Annotated in this window: 6 protein-coding genes; all 6 read right to left on the reverse strand. The window is 71.2% G+C overall.

The features are described 5' to 3' along the window. Position 1: 1 nt before the first annotated feature. The 6 genes from ACSX1C_RS08850 to ACSX1C_RS08875 all read right to left on the reverse strand — a co-directional run bounded on the left by ACSX1C_RS08850 (position 2) and on the right by ACSX1C_RS08875 (position 19775). The gene (locus ACSX1C_RS08850; RefSeq protein WP_439889105.1) at positions 2–5482 is read right to left on the reverse strand and encodes an amino acid adenylation domain-containing protein; all 5481 of its coding nucleotides are present in this window, start codon (positions 5480–5482) and stop codon (positions 2–4) included. Then, on the reverse strand, positions 5479–16434 hold the full coding sequence (locus ACSX1C_RS08855) for an amino acid adenylation domain-containing protein (protein WP_439889106.1): 10956 nt from the start codon (positions 16432–16434) through the stop codon (positions 5479–5481). The genes ACSX1C_RS08850 and ACSX1C_RS08855 overlap by 4 nt, the downstream gene beginning before the upstream one ends. A gap of 24 nt (positions 16435–16458) precedes the next feature. After that, positions 16459–17184, reverse strand: a complete 726-nt coding sequence (locus ACSX1C_RS08860; RefSeq protein ID WP_439889107.1) for a thioesterase II family protein — start codon at positions 17182–17184, stop codon at positions 16459–16461. Next, complete coding sequence (locus ACSX1C_RS08865; protein ID WP_318645674.1) at positions 17184–17387, reverse strand: MbtH family protein; 204 nt, start codon at positions 17385–17387, stop codon at positions 17184–17186. The genes ACSX1C_RS08860 and ACSX1C_RS08865 overlap by 1 nt, the downstream gene beginning before the upstream one ends. Positions 17388–17515: 128 nt before the next feature. Beyond that, positions 17516–19183, reverse strand: coding sequence for a multidrug ABC transporter permease/ATP-binding protein (locus ACSX1C_RS08870; protein WP_439889108.1), 1668 nt, complete (start codon positions 19181–19183; stop codon positions 17516–17518). Between the two features lie 46 nt (positions 19184–19229). Then, the gene (locus ACSX1C_RS08875; protein ID WP_439889109.1) at positions 19230–19775 is read right to left on the reverse strand and encodes a sigma-70 family RNA polymerase sigma factor; all 546 of its coding nucleotides are present in this window, start codon (positions 19773–19775) and stop codon (positions 19230–19232) included. Positions 19776–19842 lie beyond the last annotated feature (67 nt).

A 19842-nucleotide genomic window follows, 5' to 3' on the forward strand; every position in this document is an offset into this window, starting at 1 on the left:
GTCACCCCAGACGCGTCAGCTCGGCCTGCAACGCTTCGAGTACCCCTGGGTGACGCACGATGCCCAGGTGGTCGGCCTCCACCTGGCGATGGCTGGCGGCCTGCCCCAGCGCCTGCTGCAGGCCCTGTTCCAGCAAGGCCGCGCGCCCCGGCGGCTGGCTCGCCCACCAGCAATGCGGGCGCACCCGCACCTGGGGCAGGCGGTAACCCGCGCAGAGCCGGCGCATGTGCTGCTCCACCGCCCAGGCGAACAGCAGCTCCTCCAGGCTCTGCCGCGCAGCGGCGTCCAGGCCCTGGACGGCCAGCCAGGTGCGCGCAGCCTCCGGCCAGTCGAGCGGCTCGTGTTCGGCCAGACGCGCCAACAACTCATCCAGGGCCCCGGGCGCCAGCTCGGGCACCAGCATGCGCAGGGTCTCTCCCAGGCGGGCGCGGGCTTGGGGATGACGGGCGTCGTCCTCGGCGATCTCGGTACCGGGCACGTAGCAATCCAGCAGGCCGAGGAAGGCCACCCGCTCGCCCCGGGCCTCCAGCCGCGCCGCCAGCTCCAGGGCGAGGCTGCCGCCCAGCGACCAGCCGACCAGGTGGTAAGGCCCGCTGGGCTGCTGCCTGAGCAGCGCGGCCAGGTAAGCGTCGGCCATCTCGTGCAGCGAGGCGTCGCGCCAGGCCGGGTCGAGGAAACTGCGGCATTGCAGGCCGAACACCGGGCGCACCCCCTCCAGCCTGGCGGCCAGCGGCTGATAGCCGGTGACCCGGCCGGTGACCGGGTGCGGACAGAACAGCGGCGCCGCGGCGCCCGCCTGGCGGCTCAGCGGCAGCAGCGGCGATGGCCCGGGCGCCGCCTCATCGGCCAGCGCCACCAGGGCCAGCAGTTCGCGGCGGAAGTCCTCCGCCAGGCCCTGGATGGTCTCGGCGCGGTACTGGCTGGCGGCATACTCCCAGCCCAGTTGCAGCTGGCCGTCGAACACCTGGCCGTTGACCGCCAGGCGGCTGGCCAGCGGATTATCCGGCGCCACCGCGGCGCCGCCGCCAGCGCCGGCGACGGGGCGGAACCAGTCGCCGGCGGCGCCCGCCTGATACTGGCCGAGGTAATTGAAGGTGACCTCCGCCGCCGGCAGCTCCGCCAGGGCCGCCCGGGCCCGGGCCGGGCCGAGGTAGCGCAAGGCGCCATAGCTCAGCCCGCCGTGGGGCAACGCCTGCAATTCGCGCTGGATCGCCTGCAGCTGCTCGCGAGGGTCCGACACCTGGGGCAGGCGCAATGGATACAGGCTGGTGAACCAGCCCACCGTACGGCTCAGGTCCGGCACCTGGCCCAGCGGCTCGCGGCCGTGGCCTTCCAGGTTCACCCGCAGCTGGGGCTGGCCGCTCCAGCGGCACAGGCTGCGGGTCAGAGCGCCCAGCAACAGGGCATCGATGCGCACACCGAGACGCGCCGGCGCCTGCAACAGCCTGCGCGTGCTGGCTGCATCCAGACTCAGGGACAGGCTGCACCGCTCGGCGTAGCAGGCCTGTTCGCCCGCCAGCTCCCGGGGCAAAGGCGCCGGGGCGCCGGCCAGGCGGCTGCACCAGGCATCCAGTGCCGTGTCGGCCTCCGGCCCCCGGGCCCAGGCCTGCAGCTGTTCGGCCCAGGCCCGGTAGGAAGCGCTGCGCGCCGGCAGCCGTACCGGCTGCCAGGCCTGTACCTGACGATAGGCACTCAGCAGGTCCTCCAACAGGATGCGCCAGGACAGCCCATCCACCACCAGATGGTGGATCACCAGCAGCAAACGGGTCGGCCGATCCGCCTGGCGCAGGTGCACGGCCCGCAGCATGGGGCCCTCGGCGAGGTTCAGGCTGCGCTGGGCGGCTTCGCAGAGCGCCAGGGCCTCGGCCTCATCGGCGGCCTCGCGCTGCCAGAGCAGCGCCTGCTCCGGTTCGAGCTCCGCATAGCGCTGCTGCCAGGCGCCCTGCTGCCGCTGGAAACGCAGGCGCAGGGCGTCGTGGTGCCGCACCAGGGCCTGTAGGGCCTGCTCCAGCAGCTCCGGGTCCAGCTCGCGCAACAGCTCCAGCTGCAGCGCCTGGTTCCAGTGCGCCGGCTCGGCCTGATCGAGGGCGAAGAAATGCGCCTGGATCGGCAGCAGCGGCAGCTCGCCGCTGGCCGGCGCCTGTTCGGCCTGCGTCTGTGGCGCCCGGGCCACCCCGGCCAACTCGCTCAGGCGGGGGAACTGGAACAGGTCGCGCGGCGCCAGCTGCAGGCCCTGCTGCCGTGCCCGGCTGACCACCTGCAGGGCGACGATGGAGTCGCCGCCCAGCTCGAAGAAGTGCGCCTCGCGGCCGATCGGCTCGATGCCCAGCACCTCGCTCCAGATGCCGGCGAGGATGCGCTCGGCCTCGCTCTGCGGCGCCTCGTAGCCCTGGCTCTGCCACACCGGTTCCGGCAAAGCGGCACGGTCCAGCTTGCCCGCCGGGGTCAGCGGCAGCTTGGCCAGGCCGATGATCTGCGCGGGGACCATATAGTCCGGCAGGCTTTGCGCCAGCGCGGCCTTCAGGACCTGGCCGTCCAGGTCCTGGCGCGTCACCACATAGCCCACCAGCTGCTTGCCGCTCGGCGTATCCCGGGCGATCACCGCCGCCTCGGCCACCCCGTCCAGCGCCAGCAGCTGGCTCTCGATCTCCCCCAGCTCGATGCGGAAGCCGCGGATCTTCACCTGGTGGTCGACCCGTCCCAGGTAGTCGATCACCCCGTCCTCGCGCCAGCGCACCAGGTCGCCGGTGCGGTACATGCGCTCACCCGGCGCGCCGAAGGGGTCGGGCAGGAAGCGTTCGGCGGTCAGCTCCGGGCGCCGGTGGTAACCGCGGGCCAGGCCGATCTCGCCGCCGATGTAGAGCTCGCCGGCCACACCGATGGGCAGCGGGTTCAGCTCGCCGTCCAGCACGTAGAGGCGGCGCGGGCCGACTGCGGTGCCGATGGGGGCGTAGGCCGCCTCGAAGCGCTCGCCGGGGTAGGCGCTCCAGATCAGCGGGGTGACCACGGTCTCGGTCGGGCCGTAGCCATTGATGATGCGTTGCGGCTTGAGGATGGCCTGCAGACGCTGGTACAGCTCGCGGGTGAAGGCCTCGCCGCCCAGGGTCCAGCTGCGTACCTTCAGCACCGCCGAAGCGGACGCGGAGCGTCCTGGGCTGCGTTCCCACGCGGAGCGTGGGAACGATCCGGCGGACTCCGCATCCGCCACCAATGCCGGGTTCGCCTCCACCCAGTCCAGCAGCTGCTGGGCATAGCTCGGCGGCAGGCAGGCGATGGTCACGCCCTCCTCCACCAGCACCTGGCAGGTCTTTTCCGCACTCCACAGTTCCTGGTCGCGGATCACCAGGCGGCTGCCATGGGCCAGGGGCACTGTCCAGCGTTCCAGGGCGCCGTCGAAGCTGATGGAGGCGAAGTGCAGTTCCACGTCATCCGGCGTCATGCCGTAGCGCTGGCCGATCACCTGCACGTGCATGCTCAAACCGGCGTGGTTCACCGCCACGCCCTTGGGCTGGCCGGTGGAGCCGGAGGTGTAGATCAGGTAAGCCAGGTTGAGCGGGTGCAGCCTCACCGCCGGCGCACTCGCCGGATAGTCGGCCAGCGGCAAGCGATCCAGGCATAGCGCTTCGACGCCTTCCGGCAACGGCAGGCGCTCGACCAGCGAGGAATGGGTAATCAGCCAGCGCAGCCCGGAGTCCTCGGCCATATAGGCCAGGCGCTCGCGGGGGTAGTCCGGGTCCAGCGGCACGAAGGCGCCGCCGGCCTTGAGGATGCCGAGCATCGCCAGGATCATCCCGGTGCCGCGCTCCAGGGACACGCCGACCCGGCTCTCGGCCCCCACGCCGCGCTCGATCAGCAGCCGGGCCAGCTGGTTGCTGCGGGCCTCCAGCTCGGCGTAGCTCAACCGCTCGGCGCCGTGCACCAGGGCGATGGCCGCTGGGCGCTGGCGCGCCTGTTCGGCGAACAGCGCCGGGAACAGCCGCGCGCCGTCGTGCTGCTCGCGGGGCCGGTTCCACTGCGCCAGGCGTTGCCAGTCCTGCGTGTCGAGCAGCGGCAATTGCGTCAGGGCCCCATCCGGCTGGTCGCACAGCCGTTCCAATGACTGCCCGTAGTGCTCGGCGAGGCGCGTCATCAGGCCGTCGTCCAGGCGTTCGCCGGCCCAGGTCAGGGTCAGGCGCAGCGCGTCGCCGAGCTCCTCGCTGTCCAACGCCAGGTCGAAGATGGCATGGGGCACGTCCTGGGCCAGCGGCGTCAGACGCAGCCCCGGCAGCGCCTGCAGGGCTGCGAGGTCGCGGCGCTGGTGGTTGAACAGCGCCTGGAACAGCGGCGTCTGGCCCAGGCTGCGCTCCGGCGCCAGGGCCTCCACCAGCTGGTCGAACGGCAGGTCCTGATGTTCCTGGGCCTGCAAGGCCGCCTGGCGTACCTGGCCGAGCAACTCGCGAAAGCTCATGCCGGGTTCGAGCCGGGCGCGCAACACCTGGGTGTTGACGAAGAAGCCGATCAGCGGGGCGATTTCGGCGCGCTGGCGGTTGGCCACCGGCACGCCGACGCGGATGTCGCGCTGGCCGCTGTAGCGTGCCAGCAGCAGCTGGAATGCCGCCAGCAGCAGCATGAACAGCGTCGCGCCCTCGTCCTGGGCCAGGCCACGCAGCCGCTCGACCAACGCCGGCGCAACCTTCCACGCCACACGCCTGGCCTGACGGTCGCCGCTGGCGCCGGTGCGGTAGGGCAGCGCCAGCACCGGCTGCTGCTCGCCCAGTTGCTCGCGCCAGTAGGCCAGCTGCCGCTCGCGTTCGCCGGCCTCCAGCCAGGCCCGTTGCCACAGGCCGTAGTCGGCGTACTGGATCGGCAGCTCCGGCAGGGCCGGCGGCTGGCCGAGGCACAGCGCCGCGTAACCGCGAGCCAGCTCCTCGCCGAACACGCCGATGGACCAGCCATCGGAGACGATATGGTGGCAGACCAGCTGCAGCCGCCATTCGCCCTCGCCCAGGCGCAGCAACTGCACCCGCAGCAGCGGCCCCTCGGCCAGGTCGAAGGGCCGCGCCGCATGGGCATCGGCCAGCGCCCCGGCACGCTCGGGCTCGCCGCGCAGGTCGTGCTCTTCCAGCGCCAACTCGCCGGGCGGGTCGATCAGCTGGCAGAGTTGCCCGTCCCGCTCGGCGAAACGGGTGCGCAGTGCCTCGTGACGCTCGACGATCAGCCCCAGGGCGCCGAGCAGCGCCTCGCGTTTCAGCTCGCCCTCCAGGCGGAAGGCGCCGACCATGTGGTAGGCGCTGCTGTCCGGCTCCAGTTGGGCAACCAGCCACAGGCGCTGCTGCGCATAGGAGGCCGGCACCCGCTCGCCACGGGGCGCCGGCACCAGCGGCAGGCGCTCGAAGCGGATGCCCTTGGCGCCGAGCAGTTCGAGGAAGCGCTGCTGCTCGGCCGGGCCCAGGGCCAGGAAACGCCGCGCCAGGGCAGCCTTGTCGATCGGGGAATTGCTCACAACGCCTCCAGTTCATCCAGCAACGCGGCCATGGCGCGCAGCTCGTCATCCTCTTGCTCGGCGGCTTCCGGCGCCTGTTGCGCCAGGGTCTCGGCCAGCGCGGCGAGGTTGTCCAGTTCGAAGAAGGCGCGCAGCGGCACCTCCCGTTTCAGCCGCTCGCGCAGCAGCGCCACGGCCTGGGTGGCCAACAGCGAGTGACCGCCCAGCTCGAAGAAGTTGTCGTGCAGACCGACCCGGGGCACCTCCAGCACCTCCTGCCAGATGGCCGCCAGCGCCTGCTCCAGCTCGCTTTGCGGGGCGCGGTACTGGCGCGCCTGCCAGACCGGTTCGGGCAGCGCGCGGCGCTCCAGCTTGCCGTTGGGCGACAGCGGCATGCGCTCCAGGCGCACCAGCGCGGCCGGCACCATGTGCTCGGGCAATGCGGCCTTGAGCGCGCTCTTCAGCCCGGCCAGCCAGGCCGGCTCGTCGACGGGCGCCTGCTCGGCCACCAGGTAGCCGACCAGTTGCTTGCCGATCTGCGTATCGCGGGCCACCACCACCGCCTCGACGACGCCCGCCTGGGCGCACAGCTCGGCCTCGATCTCGCCCAGCTCGACGCGAAAACCGCGGATCTTCACCTGGTGGTCGATGCGGCCGAGGTAGTCGATGGCCCCGTCCTCGCGCCAGCGCACCAGATCGCCCGTGCGGTACATGCGCGCACCGGGCGGCCCGTAGGGGTCGGGCAGGAAGCGCTCGGCGGTCAGCTCCGGGCGCCGGTGGTAGCCGCGCGCCAGGCCCTGGCCTGCGATGAACAGCTCACCGGGCACGCCTACCGGCACGCGACCCAGCTGGCCGTCGAGGATGTGCAGGCGCAGGTTGGCGATCGGCCGGCCGATGGGCACCGCGTGGCGCCCTTCCGCCACGCAGGTCCAGTGGCTGACGTCGATGGCCGCCTCGGTCGGGCCGTACAGGTTGTACAGGCCGACGCCCGGCAGGCGCTGGAACACCTTGGCCTGCAACTCCGCCGGCAACGCCTCGCCGCTGCAGAGGATGCGTGCCAGGCTGGCGCAGCCCTGCAGCGCCGGGTGGGCCATGAAGGCCTGCAACATGGACGGCACGAAATGCAGGGTGGTGACCCGCTGGCGCTCGATCAGCTCCACCAGCTTCTGCGGGTCGCGGTGATCGCCCGGTGCGGCCAGCGCCAAGCAGGCGCCGGTCAGCAGCGGCCAGAAGAACTCCCACACCGAAACGTCGAAGCTGAACGGGGTCTTCTGCAGCACCACGTCGCCCGCGCCCAGCGGATAGGCCTCCTGCATCCACAGCACGCGGTTGGCCAGGGCCTCGTGGCTGTTGCCGGCGCCCTTGGGCTTGCCGGTGGAGCCGGAGGTGTAGATGACGTAGGCCAGGTCCTGCGGCTGCAGGGTCACGTCCGGGCAGACACTGCTCTCGCCGTCGCAGCACTCCCGGTCCAGGCTCAGCACCTGCAAACCTGGCGGCAGCGGCAGGCGCTCGACCAGGGCGCTGTGGGACAGCAGCAGCTCGACGCCCGAGTCCTCCAGCAGATAGGCCAGGCGCTCCAGCGGGTACTCCGGATCGAGCGGCACATAGGCGCCGCCGGCGCGGACGATGGCGTGCAGGCCGACCACCAGCTCCAGCGAGCGTTCCAGGCTGATGCCCACCAGCACGCCGGGGCCGACGCCGAGGCCGCGCAGGCGGTTGGCCAGGCGATTGACCGCCGCGTCCAGCTCGGCATAGCTCAGGCGCTGCTCGCCGAACACCAGCGCCGGCGCCTGGGGCGTACGCGTCGCCTGCTCGGCGAGGCGCCGGGTCAGCGGCACGAAGGCGCCGTAGTCGCGCGCCGTGTCGTTCCAGGCGGCGATGCGGGCCGCCTCCTCGGCATCCAGCAGCGGCAGGCGGCCGATGGCGCAGCCCGGGTCGGCGCACAGCCCTTCCAGCAGGTTCTGCAGGTGCCCGGCCATGCGGCGGATGCTGCGGCTTTCGAACAGTTCGCTGGCGTAGCTGATGAAGCCGCTCAGGCTGCCGTCCGGGCCCTCCTCGGTGTCCAGCGCCAGGTCGAACTGGGCGCCGGCGGCACCCGGGTCGAAGGGTTCGACGCGCAGCCCCGGCAGGCGCTGCAGGGCGGAGAAGTCCAGCTGCTGGTGGTTGAACGCCACCTGGAACAGCGGGTGATGGCTGAGGCTGCGCGCCGGCTGCAGGGCCTCCACCAGCTGGTCGAACGGCAACTCCTGATGGGCCAGGGCGTCGCGGCTGGTCTGCGCCAGTTCGCCGAGCAGCTGGCGGAACGGCTTGTCCGCCGCCGGCGCGCCGCGCAGCACCAGGGTGTTGATGAAGCAACCGAGCACGGCTTCTATCTGCGGCAGGCTGCGGCCGGCCACCGGCACACCGACGCGGATGTCGTCCTGGCCGCTGTAGCGGTGCAGCAGGCTCTGCCAGGCCGCCAGCAGCACGCCGAACAGGGTGCTGCCCTCGCGCTGGGCCAGAGCACGCAATTGCGCGGTCAGTTCGCTCGGCAGCTGGAAGCGCAGCCGCGCGCCCTGGCGCACGCCCTGGGCCGGGCGTGGATGGTCGCTGGGCAGCTCCAGCAGCGGTTGGTGCTCGCCCAGTTGCGCCTGCCAGTAGGCGAGCTGGCGCCGCGCCTCGCCGCTGGCCAGCCAGTCGCGCTGCCACTGGGCATAGTCGGCGTACTGCACCGGCAGCGGCGCGAAACTCGGCACGCCGCCTTCGGCCAGAGCGGCATAGGCCGCGCAGAACTCCTCGATGAAACGCTGCATGGACCAGCCATCGGAGACGATGTGGTGCTGCACCAGCAGCAGACGGTATTCCTGATCGGCCAGGCGCAGCACGGCGACCCGCAACAGCGGATCGCGGGCCAGATCGAAGGGCGTGGCCAGCAGCTCGGCGGCGATGGCCTGGGCCGTGGCCTTGCGCTGTGCACCGGGCCGCGGACGCAGGTCGTGCCAGTCGATGCGCTGGCCCTGGGCCGGCAGGATGCGCTGGCGCGGCTCGCCCTGATGCTCGACGAAGCGGGTGCGCAGCACCTCGTGGCGCGCCTCCAGGCAGTCGAAGGCGCCTTGCAGGGCCTGGCGCTCCAGACGACCGGAGAGGTCCAGGCCGGCCGGCATGTGGTAGGCGCCATTGGCCGGGTCGAGGCGGTTGAGGAACCACAGCCGGTGCTGGGCATGGGACAGCGGCAGGTCGTCGCCCCGCGGCAGCGCACGCAGCTGCGGCAGGTCCGCCTCGGCGGCGACCAGCTGCCCGGCGCAGTCGGCCAGGAGCGGCGCATCGAACAGCGCCTTCAGCGGCAACACGAAGCCCTGCTGCCGCGCCCGGCTGACCACCTGCAAAGCGACGATGGAGTCGCCGCCCAGCTCGAAGAAGTGCGCCTCGCGGCCGATCGGCGCGATGCCCAGCACCTCGCTCCAGATGCCGGCGAGGATGCGCTCGGCCTCGCTCTGCGGCGCCTCGTAGCCCTGGCTCTGCCACACCGGTTCCGGCAACGCGGCACGGTCCAGCTTGCCCGCCGGGGTCAGCGGCAACTTGGCCAGGCCGATGATCTGCGCGGGGACCATATAGTCCGGCAGGCTTTGTGCCAACGCGGCCTTCAGGACCTGGCCGTCCAGGGCCTGGCGCGTCACCACATAGCCCACCAGCTGCTTGCCACTCGGCGTATCCCGGGCGATCACCGCCGCCTCGGCCACCCCGTCCAGCGCCAGCAGCTGGCTCTCGATCTCCCCCAGCTCGATGCGGAAACCGCGGATCTTCACCTGGTGGTCGACCCGGCCCAGGTAGTCGATGACCCCGTCCTCGCGCCAGCGCACCAGGTCGCCGGTGCGGTACATGCGCTCGCCCGGCGCGCCGAAGGGGTCGGGCAGGAAGCGTTCGGCGGTCAGCTCCGGGCGCCGGTGGTAACCGCGCGCCAGGCCGATCTCGCCGCCGATGTACAGCTCGCCGGCCACGCCGATGGGCAGCGGGTTCAGCTCGCCGTCCAGCACGTAGAGGCGGCGTGGGCCGACCGCGGTGCCGATGGGCGCGTAGGCCGCCTCGAAGCGCTCGCCGGGGTAGGCCGACCAGATCAGCGGGGTGACCACGGTCTCGGTCGGGCCGTAGCCGTTGATGATGCGCTGCGGCTTGAGCGTGCTTTGCAGGCGTTGGTACAGCTCGCGGGTGAAGGCCTCGCCGCCGAGGGTCCAGCTGCGTACTTTCAACGCGGACGCGGAGTGGTGATCGTTCCCACGCTCCGCGTGGGAATGCAGCCCCGGACGCTCCGCGTCCATAACCAGAGCCGGATTCGCCTCCACCCAGTCCAGCAGCTGCTGGGCATAGCTCGGCGGCAGGCAGGCGATGGTCACGCCCTCCTCCGCCAGCACCTGGCAGGTCCTCTCCGCGCTCCACAGCTCCTGGTCGCGGATCACCAGGCGGCTGCCGTGGGCCAGGGGCACGGTCCAGCGTTCCAGGGCACCGTCGAAGCTGATGGAGGCGAAGTGCAGCTCCACGTCATCCGGCGTCATGCCGTAGCGCTGGCCGATCACCTGCACGTGCATGGACAGGCCGGCGTGGTTCACCGCCACGCCCTTGGGCTGGCCGGTGGAGCCGGAGGTGTAGATCAGGTAGGCCAGGTTCAGCGGGTGCAGCGTTACGTCCGGTGCATCAATGGCATGAGCCGCAAGGTCCAGTCGATCCAGGCATAGCGCTTCGACGCCTTCCGGCAACGGCAGGCGCTCGACCAGCGAGGAATGGGTAATCAGCCAGCGCAGGCCGGAATCCTCGGCCATATAGGCCAGGCGCTCGCGGGGGTAGTCCGGGTCCAGCGGCACGAAGGCGCCGCCGGCCTTGAGGATGCCGAGCATCGCCAGGATCATCCCGGTGCCGCGCTCCAGGGACACGCCGACCCGGCTTTCGGGCCGCACGCCGAGCTCGATCAACAGCCGGGCCAGCTGGCTGCTGCGCGCCTCCAGCTCGGCGTAGCTCAGCCGCTCGGCGCCGTGCACCAGGGCGATGGCCTCCGGGCGACGCGCCGCCTGCTCGGCGAACAGCGCGGGGAACAGGCGCGAGTCGTCGTGCTGTTCGTGGGATTGATTCCATTGCTCCAGCTGGTCACGCTCGCCGTCGGTGAGCAGCTCCAGGCTGGCCAGCGGGCGCTGCGCATCGCGACACAGCTCGGCGAGTATCTGCCGCAGCAGCGCGGCCAGCTGGGCGATGCCGTCCGCATCGAAGTGTGCGCTGTCGTAGGCCAGCAGCAGCTCCAGGCGTTCGCCCGGCAGCACCGCCAGGGTCAGCGGATAGTGGGTGAACTCGTGGCCCTGCGGCTGGCCCAGGCGCAGCTCGCCGCGTTCGGCCTGGCGCAGGGCATCGCCCAGCGGGTAGTTTTCGAACACCAGCAGGCTGTCGAACAGCCCCTCGCCGGCGCTGCCGGCCCAGCGTTGCAGCTCGTACAGCGGCGTGTGCTCGTGCTCGCGCAGGGACAGGTTGAGCGCCTGCACCGCCCTCAGCCATTCGCCCACCGCCTGCCCGGCCGGCAACTCTATGGGTACCGGCAGACTGTTGATGAACAGGCCGAGCAATTGCTCGCTACCCTCCAGTTCGGCCGGGCGCCCGGCCACCGTGGTGCCGAAGCACACCCGGCGCTTGCCGGTCAGACGCCCCAGCAACAGTGCCCAGGCGCCCTGGATCAGGCTGTTGAGGGTCACCCCCTGGCGCTGGGCGAAGCCCCGCAGTTCGGCCTCCTCCTGCGCCGCCAGCGGCAGCGTATGGCGCACATGCCCCGTGCCGGGCTGCCGACACGGCAGACAGCCGACGATGCGGCTGGGCCCTTCGAGGCGTTGCAGCAGCGGACGCCAGAAGGCTTCGCTGGCGGCAGGGTCCCGCCCGGCCAGCCAGGCGATGTAGTCGCGGAACTGCCCGCGCGGCGCCGGCAGCGCCTCGCCATGGTAGAGCGCCAGTACCTCGCCGAGCAGCAAGGCGGTGCTCCAGCCGTCCAGCAGCAGGTGATGCAGGGTCCAGACCAGCACATGCTCGCGCGCGCCTTGCTGCACCAGGGTCAGGCGTAGCAGGGGGGCCGCGGCCAGATCGAAACCGGCTTGCCGCTCGGCCGCGCAGAAGGCTTCCAGCGCCGCGTCGAAATCCGCCTCGCCACGCCAGTCGCGCACCTCCCAGGGCAGCTGCAGTGTGCCGCGCACCGCCTGCAGCGGACGCTCGCCGTCGAGGAAGGCGCTGCGCAGGATGGCGTGGCGCTGGAACACCTGGCGCCAGGCGCCGTGCAGGCGTTGCGGGTCCAGGCCGGCCAGCGGCAGCACCAGCTGGTTGACGTAGCTGGCCGCGCCCTGCAGGCGCGTATGGAACAGCAGGCCCTGCTGCAGCGGGGACAACGGATAGAGGTCCTCGACCCCGGCCAACGCGTCCAATCGGGCCTGGCCCAGGCCGGCCAGGGGCACGTCGCTGGGCGTCAGCACCCGCGGCGCCTGTCGGCAATGGGCATGAATGCTGTGCAATTCGGCGCTCAACCTCTGCAGCAGGCCCTCCAGGGTCGCCCGTTGCCACTGCTGCTCGCTGAAATCGACATGCAGCAGCAGCGCACCGCCGCGCTGCTCGGCGTTGATCACCAGGGCGGCATCGAGCGGCGCGCTCGCTTCACGCCAGAGCCCGCCCTCCAGCAGACGCAACGGGCCATCGGCCGCCTCGTCGAACTGGCCGAGGTAGTTGAACAGCAGCTGCGGCCGCACGTCCGCCACCTGTCCGCGCTGGGCCAGCAAGCCGTAGCCGAGGCCGCCGTTGGGCACCGCGCGCAGCTGCTCCTTGATCGCCTTGAGGCTGGCGGCCAGTTCGGCTCCTGGTTGCAGGCGCAGCGGATAGAGGCCGGTGAACCAGCCGACGGTGCGCGACAGGTCGAGGTCGTCGAACAGCGGCGCGCGGCCGTGACTCTCCAGGTGCAGGCGCAGCGCCGGTTGCTCGCTCCAGGCGCAGAGCACGCGGCTCAGGGCGGTCAGCAGCAGCTCGTCGGCGCGCAGGCGATAGGCCTGCTGGCCGGCCAGCAGCAGCTCGCGGGTGAACTCGGCCGGCAGTTGCCAGTCGATGCGCTGGCGCTGGCCTTCGCGGCCCGGCGCCTGCGCCAGCAACGGCAGGTCGCCGCCCTCGGCCAATTGGGCCTGCCAGAAGGGCAGTTCGGCGGCCACTGCAGACGCATCCGCCCAGCCCTGCAAACGCTCGGCCCAGGTCTTGAAGGCCGTGGTCTTGGCCGGCAATTGTGGCGGCAGGCCGGCGGCCAGCTGCCCGTAAAGACGCGGCAGGTCTTCCAGCAGCACCCGCCAGGACACCCCGTCCACCACCAGGTGGTGAATGCACAGCATCAGGCGGTCGTTTCGTCCCGCCTGGCGCAGATAGAGCCCACGCAGGGCCGGGCCCCGCTCCAGGTCGAGACTGCGCTGGGCCTGCTCGCACAGCGCCTGCAACTGGCTGTCGTCATCCAGATCGTGTGACTGGAGCAACCCGTCGTTCGCGTCGCCATGGCTCTGCCGCCAGCCGCCGGCTTCCCGCTGGAAGCGCAGGCGCAGCGCATCGTGATGGCGCACCAGGGCCTGCAGGGCCTGCTCCAACAGTTCCGTATCGAAGGGCGCGGCCAGTTCGCAGAGCAGGTACTGGTTACAGGGCACCAGGCCCTCGCGTTCGAGCAAGCGCGCCTGGATCGGCAGCAGCGGCGCCGGGCCTTCGACCGCACCCTGTTCGGCCTGCGGCGCCGCCACCGCGCGGGCGACGGCGGCCAGCTGGGCCAGGGTCTGCTGCTGGAACACATCCTTGGGGGTCAGCCCCAGGCCCTGCTGCCGTGCCCGGCTGACCACCTGCAGGGCGACGATGGAGTCGCCGCCCAGCTCGAAGAAGTGCGCCTCGCGGCCGATCGGCGCGATACCCAGCACCTCGCTCCAGATGCCGGCGAGGCTGCGCTCGGCCTCGCTCTGCGGCGCCTCGTAGCCCTGGCTCTGCCACACCGGCTGCGGCAACGCGGCACGGTCCAGCTTGCCCGCCGGGGTCAGCGGCAGTTTGGCCAGGCCGATGATCTGCGCGGGGACCATATAGTCCGGCAGGCGCTGTGCCAGCGCGGCCTTCAGGGCCTGGCCGTCCGGGGCCTGGCGCGTCACCACATAGCCCACCAGCTGCTTGCCGCTCGGCGTGTCGCGGGCGATCACCGCCGCCTCGGCCACCCCGTCCAGCGCCAGCAGTTGGCTCTCGATCTCGCCCAGCTCGATGCGGAAGCCGCGGATCTTCACCTGGTGGTCGACCCGTCCCAGGTAGTCGATCACCCCGTCCTCGCGCCAGCGCACCAGGTCGCCGGTGCGGTACATGCGCTCGCCCGGCGCGCCGAAGGGGTCGGGCAGGAAGCGTTCGGCGGTCAGCTCCGGGCGCCGGTGGTAACCGCGCGCCAGGCCGATCTCGCCGCCGATGTACAGCTCGCCGGCCACGCCAATCGGCAGCGGGTTGAGCTCGCCGTCCAGCACGTAGAGCCGGCGCGGGCCGACCGCGGTGCCGATGGGCGCGTAGGCCGCTTCGAAGCTGTCGCCGGGATAGGCCGACCAGATCAGCGGAGTGACCACGGTCTCGGTCGGGCCGTAGCCGTTGATGATGCGTTGCGGCTTGAGGATGGCTTGCAGGCGCTGGTACAGCTCGCGGGTGAAGGCTTCGCCGCCCAGGGTCCAGCTGCGTACCTTCAGGGTCGCCTGATCGTTCCCACGCTCCGCGTGGGAATGCAGCCCCGGACGCTCTGCGTCCGCAATCAAAGCGGGGTTCAGTTCCACCCAGTCCAGCAACTGCTGGGCATAGCTCGGCGGCAGGCAGGCGATGGTCACGCCCTCCTCCACCAGCACCTGGCAGGTCTTTTCCGCACTCCACAGTTCCTGGTCGCGGATCACCAGGCGGCAGCCGTGGGCCAGCGGCACTGTCCAGCGTTCCAGGGCGCCGTCGAAGCTGATGGAGGCGAAGTGCAGTTCCACGTCGTCGGCGGTCATGCCGTAGCGCTGGCCGATCACCTGCACGTGCATGCTCAAACCGGCGTGGTTCACCGCCACGCCCTTGGGCTGGCCGGTGGAGCCGGAGGTGTAGATCAAATAGGCCAGGTTCAGCGGGTGCAGCCTCACCGCCGGCGCACTCGCCGGATAGTCGGCCAGCGGCAAGCGATCCAGGCAGAGCGCTTCGACGCCTTCCGGCAACGGCAGGCGCTCGACCAGCGAGGAATGGGTAATCAGCCAGCGCAGTCCGGAATCCTCGGCCATATAGGCCAGGCGTTCGCGCGGGTAGTCCGGGTCCAGCGGCACGAAGGCGCCGCCGGCCTTGAGGATGCCGAGCATCACTAGGATCATCCCGGTGCCGCGCTCCAGGGACACGCCGACCCGGCTCTCGGCCCCCACGCCGCGCTCGATCAGCAGCCGCGCCAGCTGGTTGCTGCGCGCCTCCAGCTCGGCATAGCTCAACCGCTCGGCGCCGTGCACCAGGGCGATGGCCGCCGGGCGCTGGCGCGCCTGCTCGGCGAACAGGTCCGGGAACAGGCGTGAGCCGTCGTGTTGCTCGCGGGGCCGGTTCCACTGCGCCAGGCGCTGCTGCTCCTGCTCGGTCAGCATCTGCAGGGTCGCCAGGGGCGCCTCGGGCGCCTCGACGAACGCCTCCAGCAGTCGCTGAAACCCCTGGATCAGGCGCTCGATGCTGCGCTCGGCAAACAGGTCGGCGGCATAGGCGAAGGTGATGCTCAGCCTGTCGCCCTGGTCGCGCACCGCATCCAGCGCCAGGTCGAAGGGAATGCGGCTGGCCGGCAATTCTTCGATGCGCGCGCTGCAGCCCGGCAACCAGTCGACGGGCAACTGGTGCTGGTGGCGGTAGTTGAAGGCCACCTGGAACAACGGCTGCTGGCCGAGGCTGCGCTCCGGCGCCAGGGCCTCCACCAGTTGCTCCAGCGGCGTGCCCTGGTGGGCCAGGGCCTGGTCGAGGCTCGCCTTGGTCTGCGCCAACCAGTCGCCCACGCCGAGCTGCGGCTGCGGCCGTGCGGCCAGCACCAGGGTGTTGACGAAGAAGCCGATCAGCCGCTCGCGCGCCTTGCTGCGGCCGGCTACCGGCACGCCGATACGCACCTCGCGCTGACCGGACAATCGGCTCAGCTGCACCTGCAAGGCGGCCAGCAACACGCCGAACAGGGTGCAACCGGCCGAGCCGCCCAGCTCGCGCAAAGCGCTTACCAGCGCAGGCTGCAGCTGCAGGGTGCGGTAGGCCGCATCGCGGTCGGCCCGCGGCTGACGCGGGAAGTCGTCCGCCAGGCCCGGCGACGGCTGTTCGCGGCCCAGGGTACGGGTCCAGAAGTCCAGCTGGCGCCGACCTTCGTCGCCGGCCAGCCACTGTCGCTGGCTGGCGGCATAGTCGCCGTACGTCTGCGGCAGGGCCCTCAGGCCCGGCGCGCGGCCCTGCCGGTGAGCGGCATAGCACTCGGCCAGCTCCTTGAGCAGCACCCGCACCGACCAGGCGTCGGAGACGATATGGTGCATGCCGATCAGCAGCACCTGGCGCTCCGCCCCCAGGCGATAGAGCACGGCGCGAAACAAGGGCCCCACGCCCAGGTCATAGGGTCGCTCGACGCAGGCCCGGCCCTGCCGCCGCACCTCCTGCTCCTGCTGCTCGCCAGCCAGCGCGGTCAGGTCGCACTCCTCCAGCGCCAGCGCACAGGCCGGCAGCAGGGCCTGCATGGCCACCCCGTCGCGCTCGGCGAACACCGTGCGCAGCGCGCCGTGGCGCGCCAGCAGCTGGTCCAGCGCCGCCGCGAGGGCGATCCGGTCCAGCTCACCGTCAAGCCAGAGCAGCCCGCCGAGGTTGTAGGCGCTGCTCTGCGGCGCCAGCCGACTGAAGAACCACAGGCGTTGCTGGGCGTAGGACAGGGGCGCCCAGGCCAGCTCGGTGGCGGCCATGGGTGTGGAATGGGCGTTCATCGGTGACACCTCCGGAACAATCGGTCAGGCCCCCAGGGGCATGGGCAACGCCTCGGCGCGCCACAGCCGCAAGGCATGCAGTTCAATCAGTTGCAGCACCTCGGCTTGCTGCGGGCGCAGATAGAAGTGGTCGCCCTCGAGCCAGTGCAGGTGGATATCGGCGCGGGCTTCGCGGCGCCAGGGCCGCAGCTCTTCCTCGCCCAGGCTGTCCTGCCGCGCGCCGAGCACGTGCAGCTCGCAGGGCAAGGGGCCGCGCCGGCGATAGCGGTAGCTCTCGGCCAGGGCGAAATCGGCGCGCAGCACCGGCAGGTACTCCGCACAGACGGCCGGGTCGCCGAGCACCGCCCGGGGCAGCCCGACCAGTTCGTCCAGCGCGGCGATCAGCGCGCCGTCGCTGCCCTCGGCCAGGCGCGGGGCCAGCGCGCGGCGACTGGGCGCCCGGCAGGCGGAGACGAACAGCGCCAGCGGCGCCCGCTTGCGCTCGGCGTGCAGCCGGTGGGCCAGCTCGAAGGCCAGCAGGCCACCCAGGCTGTGCCCCCATAGCAGGCAGGGCCCCTGGCATTCGGCGCGCCAGGCGGCCTGCAGGTCATCGAGCCCCCGCTCGAAGTCGCGCAGCAGCGGCTCGCCCGCCCGTGCCCCACGCCCCGGCAGCTCCAGCGGACAGACCTCCAGCCAGCGCGGCAGCGAGGGCCGCCAGCGGGCATAGGGCATGGCGCTGGCGCCGGCGTGGGCCAGGCAGAACAGTTGCATCAGGCCCCCATGGCCTCGCGCAGGCTGCGCGGGCGCATGTCGCCCCAGACCTCGGCGATATGGGCCAGGCAGGCCTGGCGGTCGCCGCGCACACCCACCTCGCGCCAACCAGCCGGCACCGCCTGGTACTGCGGCCAGATGGCGTATTGCTCTTCGTCGTTGACCACCACCAGAAAGATGGTTTCCGGGCTGTCCAGACTCATGTCGACTCCTCTCGTTGCGCGAATGGCTCGCCACTAAAGACGCTTGGCGATGCAAATAATTTTCATTTAATCCCGTATTCGAGGAGCACCGAACCCTCGCCAAGCAGGCGATCGGGCCGGCTCGCCCGCTACGCCGGGCTGGCGATCTCCCGCAGCGCATCCTGACTGGCGCGGCTGCGGGCTTCTCCGGTCAGCTCCAGGAGCCGGCCGGTATCCATCTTCAACAGGCGGTCGGCCTGGTCGAAGTAATGATCGTCGTGGCTGATGGCCAATACCGTCTTGCCGGCTGCCTGCAGCTGCGGCAACAGCTCGCGGTAGAACAGCCGGCGGAACAGCGGGTCCTGATCCGCCGCCCACTCGTCGAGCACCAGGATGTCGCGTTCCTCGAGCATCGCCAGCAGCAGCGCCAGGCGCTTGCGCTGGCCCTGGGAATAGCGCGTATCGAGCAGGCGGCCCTGGCCGTGACGCACCTTGTGCGCCAGATGCAGGCTGTGCAGCCAACGGTCGGTGACGGCCGGCTCGGCCTCGGCCCCGTCGGAGCCGAGCAGCCGGGCGAACAGGTGGAAGTCGGTGAACACGCTGGAGAACAGCCGCCGATAGGCCGGCCAGTCGGCCTCGCCGAGGGCACGCCCATCGAGCAGAATCTCCCCCGCCACCGGCCGGTACAGCCCGGTGAGCAGGCGCGCCAGGGTCGACTTGCCGCTGCCGTTGCCGCCGACCAGGAACAACAGCTCGCCGCGGTTGAGCGTCAGGTCCAGCGGGCCGACGTCGAAGCCGGCCTCGTCGCCCTCTCCGGGATAGTGGTAGACCACGCCGCGCAGCTCCAGGCATTGCCAGTCGGCCGCCAGCGCCGGCGGTTGTTCGAACTCGCCGCGCAGCGGCGCCAGCTCCAGGGCATCGAGTTTGTCCAGGGCGACTCGGGCGGACAGCATGCTCGGCACGGAACCGACCGCCGCCACCATCGGCGTGCGCAGGAACAGCACGGTCAGGGCGAAGGTCGCCGCCACCGCCGCACTGGCCCAGCCCTGGCCGTTGGCGAAGAAGAACACCAGGCCGATGGTGCCGAGCACCATGATATTGGCCCAGTTGCCGGCCAGGCCGTTGTAGATGTCGGCACGGGTGACATGGGCGCGATAGGCCTCGGCGTTGGCGTCGAACTCCTCCTCGTACAGCCGCCGGGCGCGGTCGCGGTTCAGCGCCAGCTCCTTGCGCCCGTCGATCACCGCCTGGTAGTCCTGGTAGAGCCGGTCCTCGGCCTCGCGCAGCAGGCGAATATGGTGATTGACCCGACCGACGAAGACCCAGCCCACCGCCAGGGTGAAGCCCAGCCAGGCCAGGGTCACGCCGAACAGCGCGGGCGACAGCCAAGCCAGGTAGGCGAAGGCGGCCAGGCTCAGCACCAGGCCGTAGACCATCTCCGGCAGGTGCACGAAGGCGATGGTGATGTTGCGGATGTCGCTGGACAGACTGGCGAGGATGCGCGGCCCGCCGATCCGCTCCAGGCGCTGGATATCGGTGTCCAGCACCCGCTTCACCAGGCCCCGGCGCAGGCGGTAGACGAAGCGATGGCCGAGCCGGTGCAGCGACACCTGGGCCGCCCCGGCACACAGCAGCAACAGCAGCAACAGCCCGGCGAACTGCGCCAGCGTATCGATCAGCAGGCCGTCCACGGCGATCAGCCGCAGGTTGACGAAGGCGATCACGCCGATGCTCAGCAAGGCGCTGCACAGGCTCAGCAGCAGCACGCCGATCAGGGGCAGACGGTGATCGAGAAACAACAGGCGCAACAGCTTCATCGTTCGGTTTCCGGTCGGGGCGAAGCCGGGCTTCGCGGGATGAGAATCAGCATGGCCATTCGCCCAGGTGGGAACGGCAGTGGCCCAGGGCATCACGCACGAGAAAATGCACCAGGGTCGGCGAGGCGCGCAGGTGACTGGCCACCTCGCGCTGGCTATAGCCCTCCAGCTGGCTCATGGTGAAGGCCTCGCGGGTACGCGCCGGCAGTTCGCCCAGCGCCTCGACCAGGCGCTGCCAGCCGAGCCTTCCTAAGGCGCTGCGCTCCGGCGACGGCGTCGGCGCCGGCAGTTCGGCGAGCAGGGCATCCTCCGCCTGGTAGCGCCCCTCCAGGGCCAGGCGGCGCAGGCGGTCGATGCACAGGTTGCGCACCGTGCGGAACAGGTACTTCAGGGCATCGTCGATGGCCAGCTGCTCGCCGTTTTCCCAGAGCTTGAGAAAGGCATCCTGGACCACGTCCTCGGCACGCGCCGAGCAGCCGAGCAAGGCGCCGGCCGACTGCACCAACGCCGTGCGATGGCTAGCGTAGAGCCCTTCGAGCTCGGCCTGCAGAGGCCGCGCGGAGGCGCTGCGATGGCGGGGCGAAGCGCCCATGGTCGGCCTTCCTGGCAAGTATCAGGCCGCCCATCTTAATGATAATAATTATCAATACAACCCTCAA

The sequence above is a fragment of the Pseudomonas sp. MBLB4123 genome (genome assembly GCF_051904775.1).
GTDB lineage: Bacteria > Pseudomonadota > Gammaproteobacteria > Pseudomonadales > Pseudomonadaceae > Aquipseudomonas > Aquipseudomonas benzenivorans_B.

Bases quoted from the DNA above. Each gene is read 5' to 3' on its own strand.
- ACSX1C_RS08855 (WP_439889106.1), bottom strand. From the start codon at position 16,434: ATGAACGCCCATTCCACACCCATGGCCGCCACCGAGCTGGCCTGGGCG.
- ACSX1C_RS08870 (WP_439889108.1), bottom strand. From the start codon at position 19,183: ATGAAGCTGTTGCGCCTGTTGTTTCTCGATCACCGTCTGCCCCTGATC.
- ACSX1C_RS08865 (WP_318645674.1), bottom strand. From the start codon at position 17,387: ATGAGTCTGGACAGCCCGGAAACCATCTTTCTGGTGGTGGTCAACGAC.
- ACSX1C_RS08875 (WP_439889109.1), bottom strand. From the start codon at position 19,775: ATGGGCGCTTCGCCCCGCCATCGCAGCGCCTCCGCGCGGCCTCTGCAG.
- ACSX1C_RS08860 (WP_439889107.1), bottom strand. From the start codon at position 17,184: ATGCAACTGTTCTGCCTGGCCCACGCCGGCGCCAGCGCCATGCCCTAT.